Source organism: Sinomonas susongensis (assembly GCF_005877005.1).
GTDB classification, from domain to species: Bacteria; Actinomycetota; Actinomycetes; order Actinomycetales; family Micrococcaceae; genus Sinomonas; species Sinomonas susongensis.
Genome location: NZ_SSNH01000005.1, coordinates 138,076 through 157,700 on the forward strand (window position 1 = coordinate 138,076; position 19,625 = coordinate 157,700).

General features: G+C 67.4%; 19 protein-coding genes and 3 tRNA genes. 18 read left to right on the plus strand and 4 right to left on the minus strand.

Annotation, left to right across the window (positions count from 1 at the left end):
• Positions 1-20: 20 nt before the first annotated feature.
• The 11 genes from dusB (at position 21) to E6A21_RS08600 (ending at position 9,251) form a co-directional block, all read left to right on the plus strand.
• On the plus strand, positions 21-1,223 hold the full coding sequence (gene dusB, locus E6A21_RS08550) for a tRNA dihydrouridine synthase DusB (protein ID WP_138443842.1): 1,203 nt from the start codon (positions 21-23) through the stop codon (positions 1,221-1,223).
• Positions 1,207-2,508, plus strand: coding sequence for a deoxyguanosinetriphosphate triphosphohydrolase (locus tag E6A21_RS08555; protein WP_138443724.1), 1,302 nt, complete (start codon positions 1,207-1,209; stop codon positions 2,506-2,508). The genes dusB and E6A21_RS08555 overlap by 17 nt, the downstream gene beginning before the upstream one ends.
• Before the next feature lie 52 nt (positions 2,509-2,560).
• Positions 2,561-4,510, plus strand: a complete 1,950-nt coding sequence (gene dnaG, locus E6A21_RS08560; protein ID WP_138443725.1) for a DNA primase — start codon at positions 2,561-2,563, stop codon at positions 4,508-4,510.
• A gap of 65 nt (positions 4,511-4,575) precedes the next feature.
• Positions 4,576-4,648: transfer RNA gene (locus E6A21_RS08565), tRNA-Asn, on the plus strand.
• A 38-nt stretch (positions 4,649-4,686) separates the two neighbouring features.
• Positions 4,687-4,759 (plus strand) — tRNA-Asn (locus E6A21_RS08570).
• A gap of 25 nt (positions 4,760-4,784) precedes the next feature.
• On the plus strand, positions 4,785-5,195 hold the full coding sequence (locus E6A21_RS08575; RefSeq protein WP_138443726.1) for a hypothetical protein: 411 nt from the start codon (positions 4,785-4,787) through the stop codon (positions 5,193-5,195).
• A 132-nt stretch (positions 5,196-5,327) separates the two neighbouring features.
• Entirely contained in the window at positions 5,328-6,278 is a 951-nt protein-coding gene (locus E6A21_RS08580; protein WP_138443727.1) for a phage holin family protein, read from the plus strand.
• A 31-nt stretch (positions 6,279-6,309) separates the two neighbouring features.
• A complete protein-coding gene (locus E6A21_RS08585; RefSeq protein ID WP_138443728.1) occupies positions 6,310-6,969 on the plus strand; it encodes a CDP-alcohol phosphatidyltransferase family protein in 660 nt (219 codons plus the stop codon).
• The gene (locus tag E6A21_RS08590) at positions 6,969-7,886 is read left to right on the plus strand and encodes a DMT family transporter (protein WP_138443729.1); all 918 of its coding nucleotides are present in this window, start codon (positions 6,969-6,971) and stop codon (positions 7,884-7,886) included. Before E6A21_RS08585 ends, E6A21_RS08590 begins: the two co-directional genes overlap by 1 nt.
• Positions 7,887-7,909: 23 nt before the next feature.
• Positions 7,910-9,118: a glycosyltransferase gene (locus E6A21_RS08595; protein ID WP_138443730.1), complete on the plus strand. Its 1,209-nt coding sequence runs from the start codon at positions 7,910-7,912 to the stop codon at positions 9,116-9,118.
• A 56-nt stretch (positions 9,119-9,174) separates the two neighbouring features.
• A tRNA-Ile gene (locus E6A21_RS08600) sits at positions 9,175-9,251 on the plus strand.
• Between the two features lie 429 nt (positions 9,252-9,680).
• On the opposite strand, the gene E6A21_RS08605 is transcribed toward E6A21_RS08600, so the two are convergent.
• On the minus strand, positions 9,681-9,986 hold the full coding sequence (locus E6A21_RS08605; RefSeq protein ID WP_171041332.1) for a protease inhibitor I42 family protein: 306 nt from the start codon (positions 9,984-9,986) through the stop codon (positions 9,681-9,683).
• A 149-nt stretch (positions 9,987-10,135) separates the two neighbouring features.
• On the opposite strand from E6A21_RS08605, the gene E6A21_RS08610 reads away from it, so the two are divergent.
• The gene (locus tag E6A21_RS08610) at positions 10,136-11,314 is read left to right on the plus strand and encodes an acyl-CoA dehydrogenase family protein (protein ID WP_138443732.1); all 1,179 of its coding nucleotides are present in this window, start codon (positions 10,136-10,138) and stop codon (positions 11,312-11,314) included.
• A 1-nt stretch (position 11,315) separates the two neighbouring features.
• Here E6A21_RS08610 and E6A21_RS08615 read toward each other — a convergent pair whose 3' ends face one another.
• On the minus strand, positions 11,316-11,837 hold the full coding sequence (locus tag E6A21_RS08615; protein WP_246036282.1) for a M23 family metallopeptidase: 522 nt from the start codon (positions 11,835-11,837) through the stop codon (positions 11,316-11,318).
• A 429-nt stretch (positions 11,838-12,266) separates the two neighbouring features.
• Here E6A21_RS08615 and rpsB point away from each other — a divergent pair, with 429 nt between their 5' ends.
• From rpsB to E6A21_RS08645, 6 genes are all read left to right on the plus strand, one after another.
• The gene (gene rpsB / locus E6A21_RS08620) at positions 12,267-13,205 is read left to right on the plus strand and encodes a 30S ribosomal protein S2 (protein ID WP_138443733.1); all 939 of its coding nucleotides are present in this window, start codon (positions 12,267-12,269) and stop codon (positions 13,203-13,205) included.
• 121 nt (positions 13,206-13,326) lie between these two features.
• Positions 13,327-14,163: a translation elongation factor Ts gene (gene tsf, locus E6A21_RS08625; protein ID WP_138443734.1), complete on the plus strand. Its 837-nt coding sequence runs from the start codon at positions 13,327-13,329 to the stop codon at positions 14,161-14,163.
• Between the two features lie 154 nt (positions 14,164-14,317).
• Positions 14,318-15,085 (plus strand): UMP kinase, encoded by a 768-nt coding sequence (gene pyrH / locus E6A21_RS08630; RefSeq protein WP_138443735.1) that lies wholly within the window; start codon positions 14,318-14,320, stop codon positions 15,083-15,085.
• Positions 15,086-15,158: 73 nt separating this feature from the next.
• Positions 15,159-15,716 (plus strand): ribosome recycling factor, encoded by a 558-nt coding sequence (gene frr / locus E6A21_RS08635; RefSeq protein ID WP_138443736.1) that lies wholly within the window; start codon positions 15,159-15,161, stop codon positions 15,714-15,716.
• Complete coding sequence (locus E6A21_RS08640; protein WP_138443737.1) at positions 15,716-16,696, plus strand: phosphatidate cytidylyltransferase; 981 nt, start codon at positions 15,716-15,718, stop codon at positions 16,694-16,696. Before frr ends, E6A21_RS08640 begins: the two co-directional genes overlap by 1 nt.
• Before the next feature lie 54 nt (positions 16,697-16,750).
• Positions 16,751-17,329 carry a DivIVA domain-containing protein gene (locus tag E6A21_RS08645; protein ID WP_138443738.1) on the plus strand — a complete coding sequence of 193 codons (579 nt, stop codon included), beginning with the start codon at positions 16,751-16,753 and terminating at the stop codon, positions 17,327-17,329.
• A gap of 9 nt (positions 17,330-17,338) precedes the next feature.
• On the opposite strand, the gene E6A21_RS08650 is transcribed toward E6A21_RS08645, so the two are convergent.
• Both E6A21_RS08650 and E6A21_RS08655 read right to left on the minus strand, forming a co-directional pair.
• Entirely contained in the window at positions 17,339-18,973 is a 1,635-nt protein-coding gene (locus E6A21_RS08650; RefSeq protein ID WP_138443739.1) for a sensor histidine kinase, read from the minus strand.
• A gap of 75 nt (positions 18,974-19,048) precedes the next feature.
• Positions 19,049-19,522, minus strand: coding sequence for an Lrp/AsnC family transcriptional regulator (locus E6A21_RS08655; protein ID WP_138443740.1), 474 nt, complete (start codon positions 19,520-19,522; stop codon positions 19,049-19,051).
• Between the last annotated feature and the right edge of the window lie 103 nt (positions 19,523-19,625).

Here is a 19,625-nt window from a genome sequence, read left to right on the forward strand (position 1 = left end):
CCATCGCGCCCGAAGGCTCGGTGCCCAAATTCCCTGCGCCTGAAGGCTCAGCGCCTGAAGGTTCAGCGCCGGCACGGCTCGAGCTGCCGCCACTGCAGCTCGGGCGCCTCACGATCGAGACGCCTGTGGTCCTGGCGCCGATGGCAGGCATCACGAATACGGCGTTCCGTCGTCTGTGCCGGGAGTTCGGCGGTGGCCTCTACGTCGCCGAGATGGTGACGTCGCGTGCCCTCGTCGAGCGGCATCCCGAATCGCTCCGCATGATTTCCCACGACGACGACGAGAAGGTGCGTTCGGTCCAGCTGTACGGCGTGGATCCGGTCACGGTGGGCCGGGCCGTCCGCATGCTCGTCGAGGAGGACCGTGCCGATCACATCGACCTCAACTTCGGCTGCCCGGTTCCCAAGGTCACCAAGCGCGGCGGGGGGTCCGCCCTCCCCTGGAAGACCGATCTGTTCACGTCCATCGTCACGACCGCCGTGCGCGAGGCGGAGCGCGGCGGCGTCCCGCTGACGGTCAAGATGCGCAAGGGGATCGACGACGACCACCTGACGTACTTGGAGGCGGGGCGGATCGCACGCGATGCAGGTGTGGCCGCCGTGGCCCTGCACGGTCGCACGTGTGCCCAGTTCTACTCGGGGACGGCGGACTGGGATGCGATCGCACGGCTTCGGGAGGCACTTCCCGACGTCCCGGTGCTCGGCAACGGCGACATCTGGAGCGCCGAGGACGCGATCCGGATGGTGCGGCAGACAGGAGTGGACGGCGTCGTCGTGGGGCGCGGCTGCCAAGGGCGTCCCTGGCTCTTCGGTGACCTCCAAGCCGCCTTCGAGGGCAGGGGCGACCGGATTCGTCCGGGGCTGGGCGAGGTGGCCGCGGCGTTCTATCGGCACGCTGAGCTCCTCGTGGACTACTTCGAGGACGAGGACAAGGCCCTCCGGGACGTCAGGAAGCATGTCGCGTGGTACTTCAAGGGCTACACCGTGGGCGGCGAGCTCCGCGCGAAGCTTGCCCAGGTTTCCACCCTCGAGGTCCTGCGCGACCTCCTCGCCGAACTCGACGGCGAAGCCCCTTACCCGGGTGCCGACGCCGAAGGGCCGCGCGGTCGGGCGGGCTCGCCCAAGCGCCCTGCGCTGCCCGACCGCTGGCTCGAGAGCCGCTCGATGGACCACGACCAGACGCGGGAGATCGCGGCCGCGGAGTTGGATGTCTCCGGTGGCTGAGGTCCTCAGGGAGGGGCGGAACGCGCTCGGCACCTACACGGAGGAAGACAGCCGGCGGTGGGTGGCGGAGCCTCGCAAGAAGGGCTACCGCAGCGACTTCGAACGTGACCGGGCCCGTGTCCTCCATTCGTCCGCGCTCCGCCGCTTGGGTGCCAAGACCCAGGTGGTCGCCCCGGACACCGACGACTTCGTGCGGACCCGCCTGACGCACTCACTCGAGGTTGCGCAGGTGGGCCGCGAGCTCGGGCGCGTCCTCGGGTGCGATCCGGACGTCGTCGACACTGCCTGCCTGAGCCACGATCTGGGCCACCCGCCCTTCGGACACAACGGCGAGAGCGCGCTCAACGAGATCGCGCACCGGATAGGCGGCTTCGAGGGCAACGCGCAGACGCTGCGGCTCCTCACGCGTCTCGAACCGAAGGTGCTCGACGCCGATGGGCGGCCCGCGGGGCTCAACCTCACGCGAGCAAGCCTCGATGCTGCCTGCAAGTATCCGTGGACAGCTCGCGCCGCCCCTCTAGTGCACGGCCAACGGACCAGCAAATTCGGGGCCTACGAGGACGACCTCGAGATCTTCGACTGGATCCGGGACGGAGCGCCTGTCGGTCGGAGCTGCATCGAGGCGCAGGTGATGGACCTCTCGGACGACATCGCCTATTCCGTGCACGACGTCGAGGACGCGATTGTGGCCGGGAAATTCCAGCTTCGTTGGATGGCGAATCCCGACCACCGTGCAAGGGTCATCGGGTACACGCAGCAGTGGTACCTCCCGCACAGCGATCCCGCCGAGATCGATGCGGCGTTGGCGCGGCTCGAATCGACGCCCGTGTGGGTGCTGGAGGCCGACGGATCCCGGAAATCGATGGCGGCGCTCAAGAACATGACGAGCCAGCTGATCGGCCGCTTCTGCGACAGCGCGCTCAAGCTCACTCGGGCTGCTTACGGCGATTCCCCGCTCACCCGATATGCCGGGGAAGTTGTCGTGCCGCAGGAGACGGTCATCGAGATTGCCGTGATGAAGGGACTCGCGACAACGTTCGTCATGACGACGGACCACCGCCAGCCGATCTATGAGCGGCAGCGTGAGGTGCTCCACTCCCTCGTGTCGGCCTTGAGCGCGACAGACGACCGGCATCTGGAGCCGATGTTCGCCGCGGACTGGCGTGCGGCCGCCGATGACTCGGCGAGGCTTCGCGTCGTGATCGACCAGGTTGCATCGCTCACCGATGCGTCGGCCCTCGCATGGTACGAGCGCCTGGTCGGAAGCCTGCCCAGCCTTTGGTAGGCGAGGCTGGCAGCTGGAGCCTCTGGCGGAAGGGACGGACTAAGGTGGTGGCGTGACAGGCCTGATCAAACCCGAGGACATCTCAGAGGTGCGCTCGCGCACCGACATCCGCGAGGTTGTCGAGGGGTATGTCACGCTCAAGAGCGCAGGCATCGGGTCGTGGAAGGGGCTGTGCCCGTTCCACGACGAGCGCACACCCTCGTTCCATGTGCGCCCACAGGTCGGGACGTATCACTGCTTCGGGTGCGGCGAGAGCGGAGACGTCATCAGCTTCGTGATGAAGCTCGACCATACGGGCTTCGCCGAGACAGTCGAGAAGCTTGCCGCCCGCATCGGTTACGAGCTCCACTACGAGGAGGGGGCCGGGCCGCGCCGCGAGGAGGTGGGGCGCCGGCAGAGGCTGCTCGACGCTCACAAGATCGCCGCCGAGTACTTCCGGGACCAGCTGCTGAGCCCTGGCGCTGCCGCCGGCCGGCAATTCCTCTTCGAGCGCGGCTTCGACCGCTCGGTCGCGGAACAGTTCGGTGTGGGGTTCGCCCCACAGGGCTGGGACGGCCTGCTCAAGCATCTCCGCGGCAAGGGCTTCCGAGAGGACGAGCTGAAGCTGACGGGGATGTTCTCCGAGGGAAACAGGGGGCTCTACGACCGCTTCCGCGGCAGGCTCGTCTGGCCCATCAAGGACATCGCGGGCGACGTCATCGGCTTCGGCGCGCGCCGGCTGTTCGATGACGACCAGGGCCCGAAGTACCTCAACACTCCAGAGACGAGCCTCTACAAGAAGTCGCAGGTCCTCTACGGGATCGACCTCGCGAAGCGCAGCATCGCGAAGAAGCGCCAGCTCGTCGTAGTCGAGGGCTACACCGACGTGATGGCCTGCCACCTCGCTGGAATCGACACGGCAGTCGCGAGCTGCGGCACCGCGTTCGGGAGCGAGCACATCAAGATCGCCCGCCGGCTCCTCTCGGACGACGGGACCGGGGGAGAGGTCGTCTTCACGTTCGACGGCGACGCCGCCGGGCAGAAGGCGGCGCTCAAGGCATTCGAGGAGGATCAGAGGTTCGTCGCGCAGACTTTCGTGGCGATCGAGCCCAGCGGCATGGACCCTTGCGAGCTGCGACAGCACCGCGGGGACGCTGCCGTGCAGGCCCTCATCGAAGCGCGTCGGCCGCTCTTCGAGTTCGCGATCCAGGCAGCTCTGCGGAAGCACGATCTGAACACGGTCGAGGGGCGCGTATCGGCGCTCAGAGAGGCAGCTCCCGTCGTCGCACAGATCCGTGACCACGCGATCCGCCCCGCTTATGCACGCGAACTCGCCAAGTGGCTCGGCATGGCGCCCGACGACGTTGCCCGCGCAGTCGGCGCAGCGACCCGCCGCCCGCCGTCGGCCGCCCCCGGCCGCCCCCAGTCAGCCGCCCCCGGCCGCCCCCAGTCAGCCGCCCCCGGCCGCCCCCAGTCATCCGCCCCCGGAGGGCCCTCCTACGCGGCCGGGGCCGGTGCTGCCTACCCTGCGGCCCGGGCCCAGGGGCCCGACCCGCGGGACCCTGTCGCGACGATGGAGCGGCAGGCCCTCGAGGTGGCACTCCAATACCCCGAGACCCTCGACGACGAGGCCTGGCAGCACTTCGGCCAAGCTCATTTCACTGCGCCCGCCTATCAGGCCGTCCACGCCGCGATGACTGCCGCTGGCAGGCCGGCCACGACGGGGGAAGGCGCCGCGGAATGGATGGAACGTATCCGCGAGGAGGCCCCCGAACCGTTGTGGCCGATGCTTGCCGAGCTCGCGGTGACGCCGCTGCCTGCGTCGACTCCTGAGTCGCTCGATCGGTACTGCAGGGACATCCTCGCCGGGCTGTTCGAGCTTCAGATTACGGCGCGGAAGGCCGAGCTCATCGGTCGGCTTCAGCGCATGGACCCGAGTGCCTCGCCCGAGGAACACCAGAGCCTCAACCGTGAGCTCATGGAGCTGGAGTTGCGACGCCGCCGATTGCGTCAGCGGGACTGAGCTGGAGGGTGCGGCCGATTTCCGATCCGCGCCGGCTCCCTGCTAATCTGGACCGCGTTGCGCCTTCCCCCGTAGCTCAATTGGCAGAGCATTCGACTGTTAATCGAAGGGTTACTGGTTCGAGTCCAGTCGGGGGAGCTTGGATCCGTCGTGCCTTTCAATGGCTGCCGGTCCATTCCCCCGTAGCTCAATTGGCAGAGCATTCGACTGTTAATCGAAGGGTTACTGGTTCGAGTCCAGTCGGGGGAGCCGGGTCGCGGAATATCATGGATCCATGGCCGCGAGGAACGTTGCCTTGCCCGCCGGATGGACCCGTTACGAAGGGCCCTTGCTGACGATCTGGCGAGTGCGCTACGAGCGGATCTACGGCGACGGATCCGCTGAGCACTACGCCGACGGCATGTTCGTCCGCGACCACCGACGCCCGATCGCACAATGGATCAACTATGCGTCCAAGGCCGCCGTGCTCGTCGCCCCTGAGACCCCCGCAGGCTGGCCGGTCCAGCGCTTTGCCATCTACTACGCCCCACCCGGCGACGGCCTCGAGCCTGTCCTGACCGCCCGTCATGAGTGGCAGCCCCGCGGGCCACGGGGCTCGGTGACTGACGCAGACGCGTTCGCGGCAGCCGTTGAGGCGGCGGAGCAGTTCCTCGTCGCCGAAACGGCGTTCGGCGCCATCGGCTGAGCAGACCACGCACCGCCTCCTTGCTTGGCCTGAGTCTGCTTGGGGCAATGGTAGCTTTGGTGACGGACCGCCATGCGGTCGCGCCGGAGACACTGGCCGCCGAGACTCGGCCGAAGGGAAGGGGCCCCAGCGATGAGTGGACGCCACACGGTTGCCGGGAGGCGGCCGCGCCTCGCGGCGCTGCCGGACCTTATGGGGCAGGCAGCGCGGCTGGCACCCCGTCAGCTCAATGACGAAATCGCGCTCGCGAAGTACGAGCTCAAGGACCGTGGCGTTCAAGCCGGCATCGGAGCTGCCCTGTTCGGGGTGGCACTCGTGTTCCTGGGCCTGCTCGTCATCGCCCTTGTGGTCGCCGCCATCCTCGGCCTCGCCACGATTATGCCGGGGTGGCTCGCCGCCCTGATCGTCGGTGCGGCCTGCCTCCTCATCCTCCTCGTCGCCTCTCTCATCGGCATGGGGCGCATCAAGAAGGCCATGCCGTTCTACCCTGCTGACGCCGTTCGCGGACTGCGGCACGATCTCGCCATCATCAAGGAGGGGCGGGACTTCGATCCGCGCGTCCTCGACCCGTCGACGATCCAGTACAAGCGGGCCCAGGCTGAGAAGGAAGCGGCAGCGGCACGGGCAAAGATGGAGAAGGCTGCCGACGACCGGGCGCACGGACGCATCAAGCCCCCGACTCCGACCGAGGCCGAACTTCGGGAGCGCATCGCCAAGCGCCGCGATCACATCCTCGATGTGCGTGACGAGCTCGTCGAAGAGCTCGACGTCAAGCGTCAGGCTGAGGGACTCGCCGAGGACGCCCGCGCTGCTCTCTACCGGGTTCGCGGCGCCGCCTTCGCAAGGGCGCGTTCAGCCGCGCAGATCCGGTCGGCCCAGTCCCGCTCGGCCCAGCCCCGAGCGATCGAGGCCGGGGGCGGCCAGGCGCAGCGGGCGCTCCCGGTGGCAGCAGAGAGGGCACAGAACGCGACGCCTTCCCAACGCGTGGGGGATGCTGTCAAGGAACGCTGGGCGCCGATCGCCGCATTCACGGTATCGAGCACCGCCTTTGTCGTGTTCCTGCGCAAGCTGGTGAAGAGCTGAGGCCCTCCAGGGCCACTAAACGGGGTTGCTGATGAGGGTGTTCGGCGCTGGTTCCCGGCCCGGACGGGCCTCGGTACCCCGCGACCGGGTGTTCACGGTCCCCAACGTCCTGACCGTCGTCCGTTTCATGGGCGTCCCCCTGTTCATGTGGCTCGTGCTCGGACCCCGCGAGTACGGCTGGGCGTTGCTCGTGCTCGGCATCATGGGATGCACCGATTGGGTTGACGGATATGTGGCCCGCCGGTTCAACCAGATGTCGGAGCTGGGCAGGGTCCTCGATCCGGCAGCCGACCGGCTGGCCCTGCTCGCTGTCGCGCTGACGCTCGTGCTCGCTGGCGTCGTCCAGTGGTGGTACCTCTTGGCCCTCGTAGTGCCGGACATCGTCCTCGGCACGGCCTCACTGTTCTACTTCCGGAACCACCCCGACCTTCCAGTGAGCCGCATCGGCAAGGTGCGCACTGCGCTCCTCCTCGTCGGGACGCCGCTCCTGGTCCTCTCGGAGCTGCGGATCGAGGGCGCTGGGGACTACCTCGTCCTCGCGTGGGTATTCCTCGCGCTGGGGCTCCTCGGCCACTGGGTCGCGGGCTACAACTACTTCTGGGCCATCGTGCGGAAGGGCCGGGGAGTGCGCAGCGAGCGGCGCCCCGGGGACGACGACGGCCCTCACGACTCAGGGGAGGTGCGCTCCTGATGGTGTGGTTCGCCGTCGTCCTCGCGCTCCTCGGAGCCCTCTTCCTCGCCCTCGGGGCGCAGCGGCAGGGGAGCGCGGTCAAGTTCGACACGGGTGGCCTCGGGCTCAGTTCCAACGGATTCCTGCGGCTCCTGCGCAATCCACGATGGCTCCTCGGGCTGTTCCTCCTCGGCCTCGGCCTGGTGTCGAACATGCTCGCCCTCGTCACCGCACCGCTCACGGTGGTGCAGCCGATTGGAGCCGTCGCGCTCGTCATCACGACAGTCGTGAACTCGAAAGACCAGGGGATCACCCTCAACCGGCCCACCGTCGTCGCCATTTCCTCCTGCGTCACCGGCTCGGCCCTCTTCGTGCTCTTGGCCGTCAATGCCACCGAGGAGAACCAGAATGTGACGTCGGGGGAGGAGCTCACGATCGTCCTCCTGCTAGCCCTTGCCATCTGCGTCTTCGGGGGCCTCGCGGCCGCCTTCCGGCAGCGGCTCAACGCGTTTGTGTTCATCCTCGGCGCCGGCGTCCTCTTCGGGTTCGTTGCAGTGCTCACCCGGATCATCGGCCGCCAGATCCTCGACCCGAACGGCCTTTTCCTGCTGAACGTTCAGTGGTACTCGATCATCGCGATCGCGGCCGCGGGCGGGTTGGGCTCGTGGTTCGTCCAGAACGCGTACTCGGCCGGTCCTCCCGATCTCGTCATCGCCGGGCTCACGGTCATCGACCCGATGGTGGGAGTGGCAATCGGCATCACGATCCTGCACGAGCTCAGGCCCCATGTCGCGCCGGTTGTGGCGATTGGCATGGCTGCAGCTGCACTCATTGCTATCGTGGGTGTCGTTGCCCTGTCCCGGCACCACCCCGAGGTCAAGAACCGACGGAACGAAGCGGCTCGCGAACTCCGCGGCTCCGCCGAACCGGGGCAGTGACCGGCCGACCAGGAGAGAGATCCGTGACCCTGCCCGACCCCGAGGCACAGAGCCATAAGCCGCTGACGATCCTGATCGCCGCCGATACGTACCCGCCGGACGTCAACGGAGCAGCGCAGTTCGGCTACCGCCTCGCGAAGGGCATGAGCGCCCGGGGCCACAGCGTGCATGTGCTGTCGAGCAGGTCTGAGAAGGGCAGGAGCTTCAGCGAGTTCCGGCCGGAGGCCACAGTTCACCGGCTTCGCTCGCATTCCGTGCCGACCCACCCGTATTTCCGCGTCGTGTTCCCCTGGGAGATCAACAAGGAGATTTCGCTCCTCTTCGATCGGGTCCAGCCGGACGTCGTGCACATCCAGAGCCACTACATGATCGGCGAACACGTCCTGTACGAGGCCGTCAGGCGAGGGATCCGGGTCGTGGCGACCAATCACTTCATGCCGGAGAACCTCAACCCGTTCCTGCCGTTCCCGCAATGGGTCAAGGACATCATCGGCCGCGTGTCCTGGAAGGACATGGGGAAGATCATGGGCAAGGCCAACGTGGTCACGACGCCGACTCCGCTCGCCGCGAAGGCCATGCGCGACCACGCGTTCCTGCACGAGGTGATCCCGCTGTCCAACGGCATCGACTCGCCCGCCTACGAGCTGAGGCCCGGGGAGCAGCTGAAGAAGAACCCTTGGCCCACTGTGCTCTTCGCGGGTCGGCTCGCGGAGGAGAAGAACATAGACGTCCTCATTGACGCCGTCACGAAGCTTCCAGCGGAGCTCGACGTGCACCTCGAGGTGGTGGGCGACGGCGAGATCCGGCCGCGCCTCGAGGCCCAGGCCGCTCGTCTCGGTCTGGGAGACAGGGTCCGATTCCTCGGTCTGGTCCCGGACGAGGAGCTGCGGGAGGCCTACCTCCGTGCGGACGTCTTCTGCATGCCCGGAACGGCTGAGCTCCAGTCGCTCGTGACGCTCGAGGCCATGAGTGCTTCTACCCCGGTAGTGCTCGCGGACGCCATGGCACTTCCGCACCTCGTCCGCGACGGCGAGAACGGCTTCCTGTTCCGCCCGAACGACAGCGGAGACCTTGCCGACAAGCTCGGCAGGATCCTCCAGCTCCCGGAACCGGAACGGATTGCGATGGGGAAGGTCAGCCACGAGATGGTGCAGAAGCACAGCATCAAGTACACCCTCGACACCTTCGAGGCGTTCTATCGCGGAGCGGACACCATCGCGCCGAACTCCTGACCTCCGATCCTGACGCTAGGATGGAAAGGCCGCACGGTTCAGGCTGTGCAGGCCGAGGGGCTATAGCTCAGCCGGTTAGAGCAGGGGACTCATAATCCCTTGGTCCTGGGTTCAAGTCCCAGTAGCCCTACCAATCGGTTGCCGACCTGTCTGGGGTCCGGGAAGATGGGCAACCAGTAGAAGCAGAGCGTTGGCTCGCACTCGGGACGGTGAGACCGGGAGGGCCGGTGGCGGACCAGAAGGGTTTTCCTCGTTGGCACTTGTGGGCGGGTGCCGCTCTGGCGGTGCTCGGCCTGGTCCTTGGGTTCGCCCTGCCAGTAGGGCCTCGCTGTGGTGCGGCCTTTCCCACGGCGTACAGTCCGGTTCCAGCCAGCGCGGTCGCGCCGCCCGGGGCCGACTGGGTGGCGGAGTGCCACTCGGCCGCCCAGGACCAATCCCATGTGTACGGTGGTCTCGTCCTCCTGGGACTCGGGCTCGTGGCGCTGGGGCTCCTCCTCCGCTTCCTCAGCCGCCGGTGGCGATCCCGCTAGGCGGCAGGTTCCGGTACTGCTAGGCGGCAGGTTCACGGGCGCACTCTGATGTCCACCGCGTGTTCCCTCACTGGATTCGATTCCCACGGTCTTCTGAGTAGAAAGAGGGCCCTGCCGGACGCGGTGCCCGCCCTGAGGACGAAGCGCTGGGCGCGAGGAGACCCGGGTCTCGAGTCCTCGACCGCCTGCGCCGGAGATTCGCCGACCACCTTTGTCCCTTCGGCAACTGTCGCCACTTCCCACCGGTAGCCTGTCCCGCCGGGCACGGAGAGGACGACCTCGAACTCTGCACCCGCGCCTACTTCGCGGACTTCGCCGGTCTCGGGTTGATCGCTCACGGTGCTGATTCTGGAGGCGCACCCCCGCCTCGGCAAGAGCCGAGGCTTTGGGCTGTCCCTTGTCTCAGTCCCACGGGCCCTGATATGTTACTTGCCAGTAACAAAGATGCTGCTGCTAGCGACGGACGAGGTCTGAGGAGGCCAAAGTGATGTCGGATTCCGCTGACCTCCCCTACGCGGACGGGGACTTCTTCTCCTTCGAGTCGCTTCTCTCCGAGAAGGAGCGCGACCGCCTGCACGAAGTGCGCGAGTGGCTCGACGTCAACGTCCGGCCCATCGCGGTCGACTTCTGGAACAGGGGAGAGTTTCCGCACCAGCTGATTCCTAGGCTCGCCGAACTCGACATTGTCAGTCCCGTCCGGCGTCAGGGCCACTCCCACCTTCTCGCTGGCCTTCTCCACGCCGAGTTCACGCGCGCGGATGCGTCGATTGCCACGTTCATGGGCGTCCATGACGGCTTGTTCACCGGGTCGCTCGAGCTGCTCGCGTCGCAGGAGCAGCAGGAGGAGTGGCTTCCCGACGTCTACGCGCTCAGGAAGATCGGTGCATTCGGCCTCACCGAGCCGCTCGGTGGGAGCGACGTCGCCGGGGGTACCCGTACGACGGCCCAGCGCGACGGATCGTCATGGATTCTCAACGGCGCCAAGCGATGGATCGGCAACGCCACCTTCTCGGACTGGGTTGTCGTCTACGCGCGCGATGTCGACGACAACCAGGTCAAGGCCTTCCTCGTCGACACGAAACTCGAGGGCTACAGGGCAAGGAAGATCGAGAACAAGATCTCGCTCCGCGCCGTGCAGAACGCCGACATCACGCTTGAGAACGTCGTGCTCCCCGAAGAGTTCAAACTCGCGCACGGCAACAGCTTCCGCGACACCAACAAGGTGCTCAGGGCCACCCGGCTTTCCGTTGCCTGGCAAGCGGTGGGCCTCATGATGGCGGCGTTCGACGTCGCCCGCGCGTACGCGGTCGAGCGGCTCCAGTTCGGGCGGCCGATCGCGTCCTTCCAGCTCGTCCAGGACCATCTCGTCACGATGCTGGGGAACACGGTCAGTTCGATGGGTCTCATGGTCCGCCTCTCGCAGCTCGCCGAGGCGGGGCAGGCCCGCGACGAGCAGTCGGCCCTCGCGAAGGCGGTCACGACTGCCCGCATGCGCGAATCGGTAGCCCTCGGGCGGGCGATCCTCGGCGGAAACGGCATCGTGACGGACTACGGCATGGCGAAGGTCTTCGCCGACGCCGAGGCAGTGTTCTCCTACGAGGGCACCCACGAGATCAACACCCTCGTGGCCGGCCGCGCGATCACGGGTATTTCAGCGATCATCTGATCTACGGGTCTCGCCAGGGGAGAAGCACGGACGGCCTCGTGTCAGCGAGGAGCTTGAGGGGATTGACGTAGTCGTCGCTGTGGCGGACGCCCCAGTGCAGGAGGACTCCTTCGCCATGGGCGGGGGAAGCCGCGACGCGTCCTATCGTCTGCCCGCGGGCCACGGGCGCACCGACGGCGAGCTCGGTCTCGGCGGGTTCGAAACTGCTGCGCAGACCTCCTGGATGGTCGACGGTGAGCACTGGGCGGTCGACGACCCATCCCGCGAACGCAATCCGCCCGTCCTGCGGTGCCAGTACCGTCTGAAGTGGCGCGGCGTCAAGGTCTATCCCGCGGTGTCCGGAGAGCCAAGGCTGGGCGGGAGGGTCGAAGGTGCGCACGACGGCGGGCCGAGGCTCAAGCGGCCAGAGCCACCCGCGCGTCGGTGCCGCTTCGACCGCGGGCGACGGCGCCGAGCCTCCGAGAAGAGCAACGGTCACGAGAAGTACGACTGCGAGCCGAACCCGCATGAGTGTTCGAGCCATGCTTCGAGCATCTGCTGCAGAAGGCCGCCCCGCTGCCGCATCCACGTGGATGTGGATGCCGCGCCGTCGCCGGCTCTGTGGAGGGCTAACGACCCCGTGGGCGTGCCGCGCCCGGCACCTTGGGCCCGGACCCCTGTAGTACACTGACAAGTGCGGCTTTCTGCGCTCTCTCGTCATGCCACATGCACCTCGTGCACGGCGTCGGTGTGCCAGAAAGTCGACTCCGCGCATCCAGAGCCTGTCGTTCCTCGACGGGCACTGCGTTCCTGACGGTCCGCCCAGTTGCTTAAACCGGGCGGCTCGGGTCCGCAGAGGATGCCAGGGACGTCGGCCGACCGGCCGTCGTCGAACAACCGTCAACATCAAGGGCAGGGGCAAGGGCAGCCGAAGAGGCTTCCTCGTGAAGGACCTGCCGGAAGGAGCGTCGGCATGCCCGTCGTCACCATGCGCCAGCTGCTCGACAGCGGCGTCCACTTCGGTCACCAGACCCGCCGTTGGAACCCGAAGATGAAGCGCTTCATCTTCACGGAGCGCAACGGCATCTACATCATCGACCTTCAGCAGTCGCTGTCCTACATCGACCGCGCCTACGAGCACGTCAAGAACACGGTCGCCAAGGGCGGCACGGTGCTCTTCGTCGGCACGAAGAAGCAGGCGCAGGAGGCCATCGCCGAGCAGGCGACCCGCGTCGGTCAGCCCTACGTCAACCAGCGCTGGCTGGGCGGCATGCTCACCAACTTCTCCACGGTCGCGAAGCGCATCCAGCGCCTCAAGGAGCTCGAGGAGATCGACTTCGAGGACGTGGCCGGTTCGGGCCGCACCAAGAAGGAGCTCCTCATCCTCCAGCGCGAGAAGGACAAGCTCGAGAAGACGCTCGGCGGTATCCGCAACCTGTCTCGCACGCCGTCCCTCCTCTGGGTCGTCGATACGAAGAAGGAACACCTCGCCGTCGACGAGGCCAAGAAGCTCGGCATCCCGGTCGTCGCGATCCTCGACACGAACTGCGATCCTGACGAGGCCAACTACCCGATCCCGGGCAATGACGACGCGATCCGCTCCGTCAACCTGCTGACCCGCGTGGTTGCCGACGCCGTCGCCGAGGGCCTCATCGCACGCACCAACCGTGCCGCCGGTTCCGAAGGCTCGTCCACCTCGGAGCCCCTGGCCGAGTGGGAGCGCGAGCTCCTCGAAGGCCAGAACGCCGAGCAGGCAGCTCCGGCTGAGCAGGCGGCGCCGGCCGAGCAGGCTGCGCCGGCCGAGGAGGCAGCTCCCGCGGAGCAGGCAGCTCCGGCTGAGCAGGCTGCTCCGGCAGCCGAGACCGCTCCCGCCGAGGCCGCCGAGGCCGAGGGCGAGCAGGCTCAGGCCTAGTCAGCCAGAAGACATGCCCGGATCGGAATCCCGATCCGGGGACGACGGCAGGATGGCACCGGTACCCGGCGCCATCCTGCCGATGTGTGAGAAGTGCTAAGAACGAGACAGAGGGGTTCACATGGCGAACTACACCGCTGCTGACATCAAGGCCCTGCGCGAGCGTACGGGCGCGGGCATGATGGACGTCAAGAAGGCTCTCGACGAGGCCAACGGCGACGCCGAGAAGGCCGTCGAGATCATCCGCATCAAGGGCCTCAAGGGTGCAACCAAGCGCGAGGGCCGCTCGACCGCCGAGGGCCTCGTGGCCGCCAAGGTTGAGAACGGCGTGGGCGTCATGGTCGAGGTGAACTGCGAGACCGACTTCGTTGCCAAGTCCGCCAAGTTCATCGAGCTCGCCGACAAGGTCCTCGGTGCCGCCGTCGCCTCGGGCGCCGCCGACCTCGATTCCCTCCTCGCAGCTCAGATCGACGGCAAGCCCGTGAGCGAGTTCGTCGTCGAGGAAGGCGCCGTCCTCGGCGAGAAGGTTGCCGTCCGCCGTGTTGCCCGCATCGAGGGCAAGACTGTCGACGCCTACCTCCACAAGACCTCGAAGGATCTCCCGGCCCAGGTCGGCGTCCTGTTCGCCGTCGACGGCGAGGGCGAGGCCGCCCAGGCTGCTGCGCACGACGTCGCCGTGCACATCGCCGCGATGGCCCCGAACTACCTCCGTCGTGAAGACGTCCCGGCCGACCTCGTCGAGTCCGAGCGTCGCATCGCCGAGGAGACGGCCCGCGCCGAGGGCAAGCCGGAGGCTGCGCTCACGAAGATCGTCGACGGTCGCGTGACCGGCTTCTTCAAGGGCGAGGTCCTCCTCGACCAGGCGTTCGCCAAGGACGCCAAGAAGAGCGTCGGCCAGGTCCTCCAGGAGGCCGGCGTCGAGGCTTCTGCGTTTGCGCGTTTCCGCGTCGGCGCCTAGCAGGCTCAAGCCGGGCTCGCCGACTCTCGCCCGGTGAAAAAGGGGCGGCCACCGCCGGTGGCCGCCCCTTTTGTGCGCCGACAATGCCGATAATCTAGACCAAGGCCAACACAGCTACCGCCCTACCCACCGGTTCGAGGGGACAGATTCACACATGGAAACCGTAGAGACCGACGTGCAGACCGCGACGCTCCCCGCCACCGACGACCCCATTCCCGAACGCCGCCGGCGCGTGCTCCTCAAGCTCTCGGGCGAGGTGTTCGGCGGAGGGAAGCTCGGCGTCGATCCCGGGACCGTGCGCGGCGTCGCCGAGCAGATCGCGGCAGCCGTCGACGACGTCGAGGTCGCCATCGTCGTGGGCGGCGGCAACTTCTTCCGAGGCGCGGAGCTCTCCCAGAGCGGCATGGACCGCTCTCGGGCGGACTACATGGGGATGCTGGGCACGGTCATGAACTGCCTCGCGCTCCAGGACTTCCTCGAGCAGGCCGGCGTCGAGACGCGGGTGCAGAGTGCCATCACTATGGGCCAGGTGGCGGAGGCGTACATTCCCCGCCGCGCGATCCGACACATGGAGAAGGGCCGCGTCGTGATCTTCGGCGCCGGTGCCGGCCTCCCGTACTTCTCGACGGACACGGTCGCCGTGCAGCGCGCGCTCGAGGTGCACGCCGACGTCGTCCTCATGGCGAAGAGTGGCGTCGACGGTGTCTACACCGCGGATCCGAAGAAGGACCCAGACGCCCGCAAGCTCGAACGCCTCACGTACGACGAGGCGCTGCGGCGCGACATCCGGGTCATGGACCAGACCGCGATGACCATGTGCAAGGACAACGGCGTGACGATGGTGGTCTTCGGAATGGAGGGCGAGGGAAACGTCACGAAGGCGATTCTGGGCGGTGAGCTCGGCACCGTGGTGACCCCGTGAGTCCGGTTAGGATGGCAACAGTCCAACAAGCAGGCCAGCATTCAGCAGCCCACCAGTCAGGAGCCAAGCAACTGTGATCGAAGAGACTCTTCTCGAGGCCGCCGAAAAGATGGAGAAGGCTGTCGAGGTGGCCAAAGAGGATTTCGCCTCGATCCGGACGGGCCGCGCGAACCCTGGCCTGTACGCCAAGGTGATGGTCGAGTACTACGGGTCGCCGACGCCGCTGCAGCAGCTCGCTTCCTTCCAGGTCTCCGACGCGCGCACGATCCTCATCACGCCGTTCGACAAGACCGCCCTGCGTGACATCGAGCGGGCCCTGAGCGACTCCGAAGTCGGGGCAAACCCTTCGAACGACGGCAACGTGATCCGCGTCGTCCTGCCGGAGCTCACCCAGGAGCGCCGCAAGGAGTACGTCAAGATCGTCAAGGGCAAGGGCGAGGACGCGAAGGTCTCGATCCGCAGCATCCGCCGCAAGGCGAAGGAGTCGCTCGACCGGCTCGTCAAGGACGGCGAGGTCGGGGAGGACGACGGCGCGCGGGGTGAGAGGGAGCTCGACGGTCTGACCAAGCAGCACACGGACAGCGTGGACGAGCTCGTGAAGCGCAAGGAAGCCGAGCTGCTCGAGGTCTGATGGCCGATCCTCAGCCTGAGGCCGGCGGCCCGCCCCCCGATGCTCCTGGCGCGCCGGCCTCCCGCCGTGCCCGGCGCGAGGCCGCGGTAGCCCACGCCGCAGCGGCGGCCAGCGCGGCGTCGTCGCCCAAGACGGGCCGGAACCTCCCGGCCGCCATCGTCGTGGGCCTCGCGCTGCTCGCGGCCGTCCTCGCCGGGCTCTTCGTGTGGCCCCTTGGCTTCGTGCTCGTCGGAACGGCCGCAGGAGTCCTCGGTGTCTGGGAGGTCTTCCGGGCACTTCAGACCCGCAGGACCAACATACCGATCGTGCCCGTGCTCATAGGCACAGTGGCGATCCCATTCTCCGCGTTCCTCGGGGGCCAGGAGGCCCAGCTGTTCGCGCTCATAGCTGCGGCGGCGGCAGTCCTCCTGTGGCAGAGCCTCGAGCGCGCCGAAGGGGCCGTGACGAACGTCGTGGGCGGGGTCTTCGTGCTCCTCTGGATCCCGTTCTTCGTGGGCTTCGCGGTGCTCCCGCTGCACGACACGGGTCTTGCCTCTCCGCCGCTGGGCCTCTGGCCTGGCCTCACCGTTCCTCCCAGCGTCCTGCAGCTCGTCGTGACGCTTCTCCTCGTCGTCGCCAACGACACGTTCGGATACATCGTCGGGGCGAGCCTCGGCAGGCATCCCATGGCGCCGAAGATCAGCCCGAAGAAGTCCTGGGAGGGCTTCGCCGGATCGGTGGCCGGGGCCATCCTCATCGGAGTCCCGGGAACGGTGTTCCTGCTCGGACGGCCCTGGTGGGTCGGGGTCATCCTCGCGATAGCGATGGTGGGCGCGGCGACGGCGGGCGATCTGGCGGAGTCGATGGTCAAGCGGGAGCTCGGCATCAAGGACATGAGCAGCATCCTGCCTGGCCACGGCGGCATGATGGATCGACTCGACTCCCTCCTCTTCGGCGTGCCCATCGCGTACATTGTGTTCAGCCTCCTGCCGTCTGCCTAGGCAGCAGGACAAGCACGGCAGGATATTCTGTGCAGACAACAGGACGGAGGCACGGTGGCGCGCACTGATTCGGGAGCCGCAGCGGGATTCAAGAGGGTGGCCCGCGGCGAGCTGGGGTACAGCCCCAAGCAGGTCGAGAAGTTCATGGAGGCTGCTCGTTCCTATCTGCGCGGTTCCCGCTCGGCCGAGCCTGTGACGAGCCACCAAGTGCGCACTGTCGCCTTCGACGCCGTCCGCGGAGGCTACGACGCCGCCCAAGTGGATGCCGCCTTAGACCGTCTCGAGGACGCGCTCGCGCGGCGCGAACGGGACGAGCTCATCGACAGCGAGGGTGAGGACGCCTGGCTCCACGAGGTGGGCTACCTCGCCGGGATTCTCCGGAACCGACTCCTTCGCCCCGACGGAGAGCGCTTCCGGAGGCCCTCCAAGAACGCTTCGCCGAGCTACAACGTCCGCGACGTCGACGACCTGTGCCACCGTCTCCTCGACTACCTCGAACACGACGCCGCAATGAACGCCGACGACGTCCGCACAGCAGTGTTCCGGACCGTCACCGGCCAGGAGGGCTACGAGGAGACGCAGGTCGACGCGTTCCTCGACCGCTGCGTGGAGCTCATCGCCAAGATCGCCTGAGCTCGCGGCCTAGTCCTGCCGTAGGGGCAGGCGGAGCGTGAAGACGCTCCCGACGCCGAGTTCGCTCGCGACGGAGAGCTCGCCGCCGTGCTGCTCGGCGACCTCTTGGGCGAGGGCGAGTCCAAGCCCGGTACCGGGGATTCCGGAGCGCACGGCTGTTGAACTCCGCTGGAACCGCTTGAACACCCTCTCGAGGTCTTCCGCCCCGATGCCGATTCCATCGTCCTCGACCGAGAGGACGGCCCACGTTCCCTCCCGCCGTGCTTCGAGCCTCACCTTCCCGCCGTCGTCCGAGTACTTCAGGGCATTCGAGACGAGGTTGTCGATGATGCGGACGACGCCGGTCCGGTCGGCGAGGATCGGCACCTGGCCGTCGGCGTCGACCTCGAGGGTGATGCAGCGGCCGGCGGCCTGAGGGGCCGAGGCCACGGCCTGCTCGCGCACGAGCCGGGCCAGGTCGAGGGGCACCCGGAAGTCCTCGGTGGCCCCGGAGGTCGCGGCGGTGAGGATGTCGTCGACCATCCTGCTGAGGTGTCTCGCGTTCCGGGCCATGACCTGGGTGTCGGAACGGGCCGCGGGGCTCAGCGAGGGGTCGTCCTGGAGGAGCTCCGCGTAGCCTATGAGGCTCGTCAGAGGCGTGCGGAATTCGTGGGACATCGCGGCGACGAAGGTCTCTCTGGCCCGGACGGCGGCGACGACCTCGGTCACATCGGAGAAGGCGAGGACCGCACCACCGCGGGAGCCGTTGGCCTCGAGGAACTCGCGCGCCGATACGGAGACGATCCGCGCCTTCGGGCCCTTCCCGAGCCGGTACACCTCGTGCGAGAACGTCTCGCCTGCGATCGCCCGGCGTGCTGGACGCTCGTGGGTTGGAACCGGCTGCTGCGAGCCGTCCCGATAGACGAGGAGGTCCGGCTCATGGGCGCGGTCGGCGTCCGGGGGCAGCGCGGTGGCGTGGAGCTCTCGCTGCTGTGCGTTCATGAGGAGGACCTCGCCCTCGCGGTCGAAGACCACCACGCCCACATCGACCGTCTCGAGAATCGTGTCGAGCAGGTGGCCACGCGTCTCGCTGCCGTCCAGCAGTTCTTGGACGCGCCGCTGCTGGGCCTTGGCGCTCTGGGCCATGACCGCGGTGACCATGCCGATGGCGAGCATCATGAAGGGCGTCAGGAACTCGGCCGCCAGAGTCGATGGGGCCGCGGTCCGGTTGGCGAAATGCGGAACCCAGACCATGAGGAGGCTCGCGACGCCTCCGAAGGCGACCATGAGCCGCGGGCGATAGCCGGAGCCCGTGAGCCAGATGATGGGAAAGGCGGCGAGCAGCCCGAGCCCGCTGAGAATGTCCCCGGAAGTGAAGCGGAGGAGCCCGATCACGTAGAAGTCGAGCACCGGGATGACAAGGTGGGACCACGGGGGGAGACGCTTCCAGGGGACCGCGGCGCAGGCCGCGAGGATCAGGAGCGCGCCTGCTTGGCTCGCGAGGAATCCGGCCTCCGTGAACTCGTCGGACCTCACCACCTCCGCGATGACGCATACGAGGAGCATCGTGAGGTTGAGCGGGAGCTGGTTGAGCACCACCCGGGCGCGGGGACCGAGCTCATGGAAGCGGACCTGTCCGAGCAGGATGTCGAGAAGCTGTTCCAATGGCGGCCCTTCCCCTAATCGATACGAGCTAGCCAATTCTGTGACAACTTCGGTCGTCTGGGGGAGCAGTCTCCGTCAGCCGGACGTCCGGGGACCTCTTTCGAGCAGGGGGTCCATCCGAAAAGGGATGAGCTCGCCCATCGCCAACGCGGTGTCGGTGCGGTCGACGCCTTCGATCGCGAGGATCTTGCCGTGGATGCGGAAGAGGTCCTCGGCGTCGACGGCGACGACCCGCAGGAGGAGGTCGGCTGTCCCCGTCAGTCCGTGGCCCTCGAGGACTTCGGGGATGCGCGCGATCTCCTCCGTGATCTCTGCGAGCTGCCGCTGCTGCACGTGGACGGTGATGAACGCGAGGAGCGGGTAGCCGAGCGAAGCGGCGTTGATCCGCCGGTCGAACGGAAGGAACGCGTGCTGCTCGAGCCGCGCCAGCCGCGCCTGCACGGTATTCCGCGACAGGCCGAGCTCCTGGGCGAGGGCAACGACAGTGCGGCGCGGATCCGCCGCGAGCGCACGAAGGATGCGGGCGTCGGTGGCATCCACAGGGTGCATGATGCGCAGACTAGCACTGTGCAGGAGCACCAGATAGGTCAGGATGCTCAACTTTGCGACGATTGGTTGTACGCGCTGCGCGATGTGAGTATGGTCACACTAA

Coding starts and splice junctions, on each gene's coding strand:
- rpsB (WP_138443733.1), top strand. CDS start 12,267: ATGCCCGTCGTCACCATGCGCCAGCTGCTCGACAGCGGCGTCCACTTC.
- tsf (WP_138443734.1), top strand. CDS start 13,327: ATGGCGAACTACACCGCTGCTGACATCAAGGCCCTGCGCGAGCGTACG.
- E6A21_RS08585 (WP_138443728.1), top strand. CDS start 6,310: ATGAGGGTGTTCGGCGCTGGTTCCCGGCCCGGACGGGCCTCGGTACCC.
- E6A21_RS08575 (WP_138443726.1), top strand. CDS start 4,785: ATGGCCGCGAGGAACGTTGCCTTGCCCGCCGGATGGACCCGTTACGAA.
- E6A21_RS08640 (WP_138443737.1), top strand. CDS start 15,716: ATGGCCGATCCTCAGCCTGAGGCCGGCGGCCCGCCCCCCGATGCTCCT.
- E6A21_RS08555 (WP_138443724.1), top strand. CDS start 1,207: ATGTCTCCGGTGGCTGAGGTCCTCAGGGAGGGGCGGAACGCGCTCGGC.
- pyrH (WP_138443735.1), top strand. CDS start 14,318: ATGGAAACCGTAGAGACCGACGTGCAGACCGCGACGCTCCCCGCCACC.
- E6A21_RS08580 (WP_138443727.1), top strand. CDS start 5,328: ATGAGTGGACGCCACACGGTTGCCGGGAGGCGGCCGCGCCTCGCGGCG.
- E6A21_RS08610 (WP_138443732.1), top strand. CDS start 10,136: ATGTCGGATTCCGCTGACCTCCCCTACGCGGACGGGGACTTCTTCTCC.
- E6A21_RS08655 (WP_138443740.1), bottom strand. CDS start 19,522: ATGCACCCTGTGGATGCCACCGACGCCCGCATCCTTCGTGCGCTCGCG.
- E6A21_RS08590 (WP_138443729.1), top strand. CDS start 6,969: ATGGTGTGGTTCGCCGTCGTCCTCGCGCTCCTCGGAGCCCTCTTCCTC.
- E6A21_RS08615 (WP_246036282.1), bottom strand. CDS start 11,837: ATGGCTCGAACACTCATGCGGGTTCGGCTCGCAGTCGTACTTCTCGTG.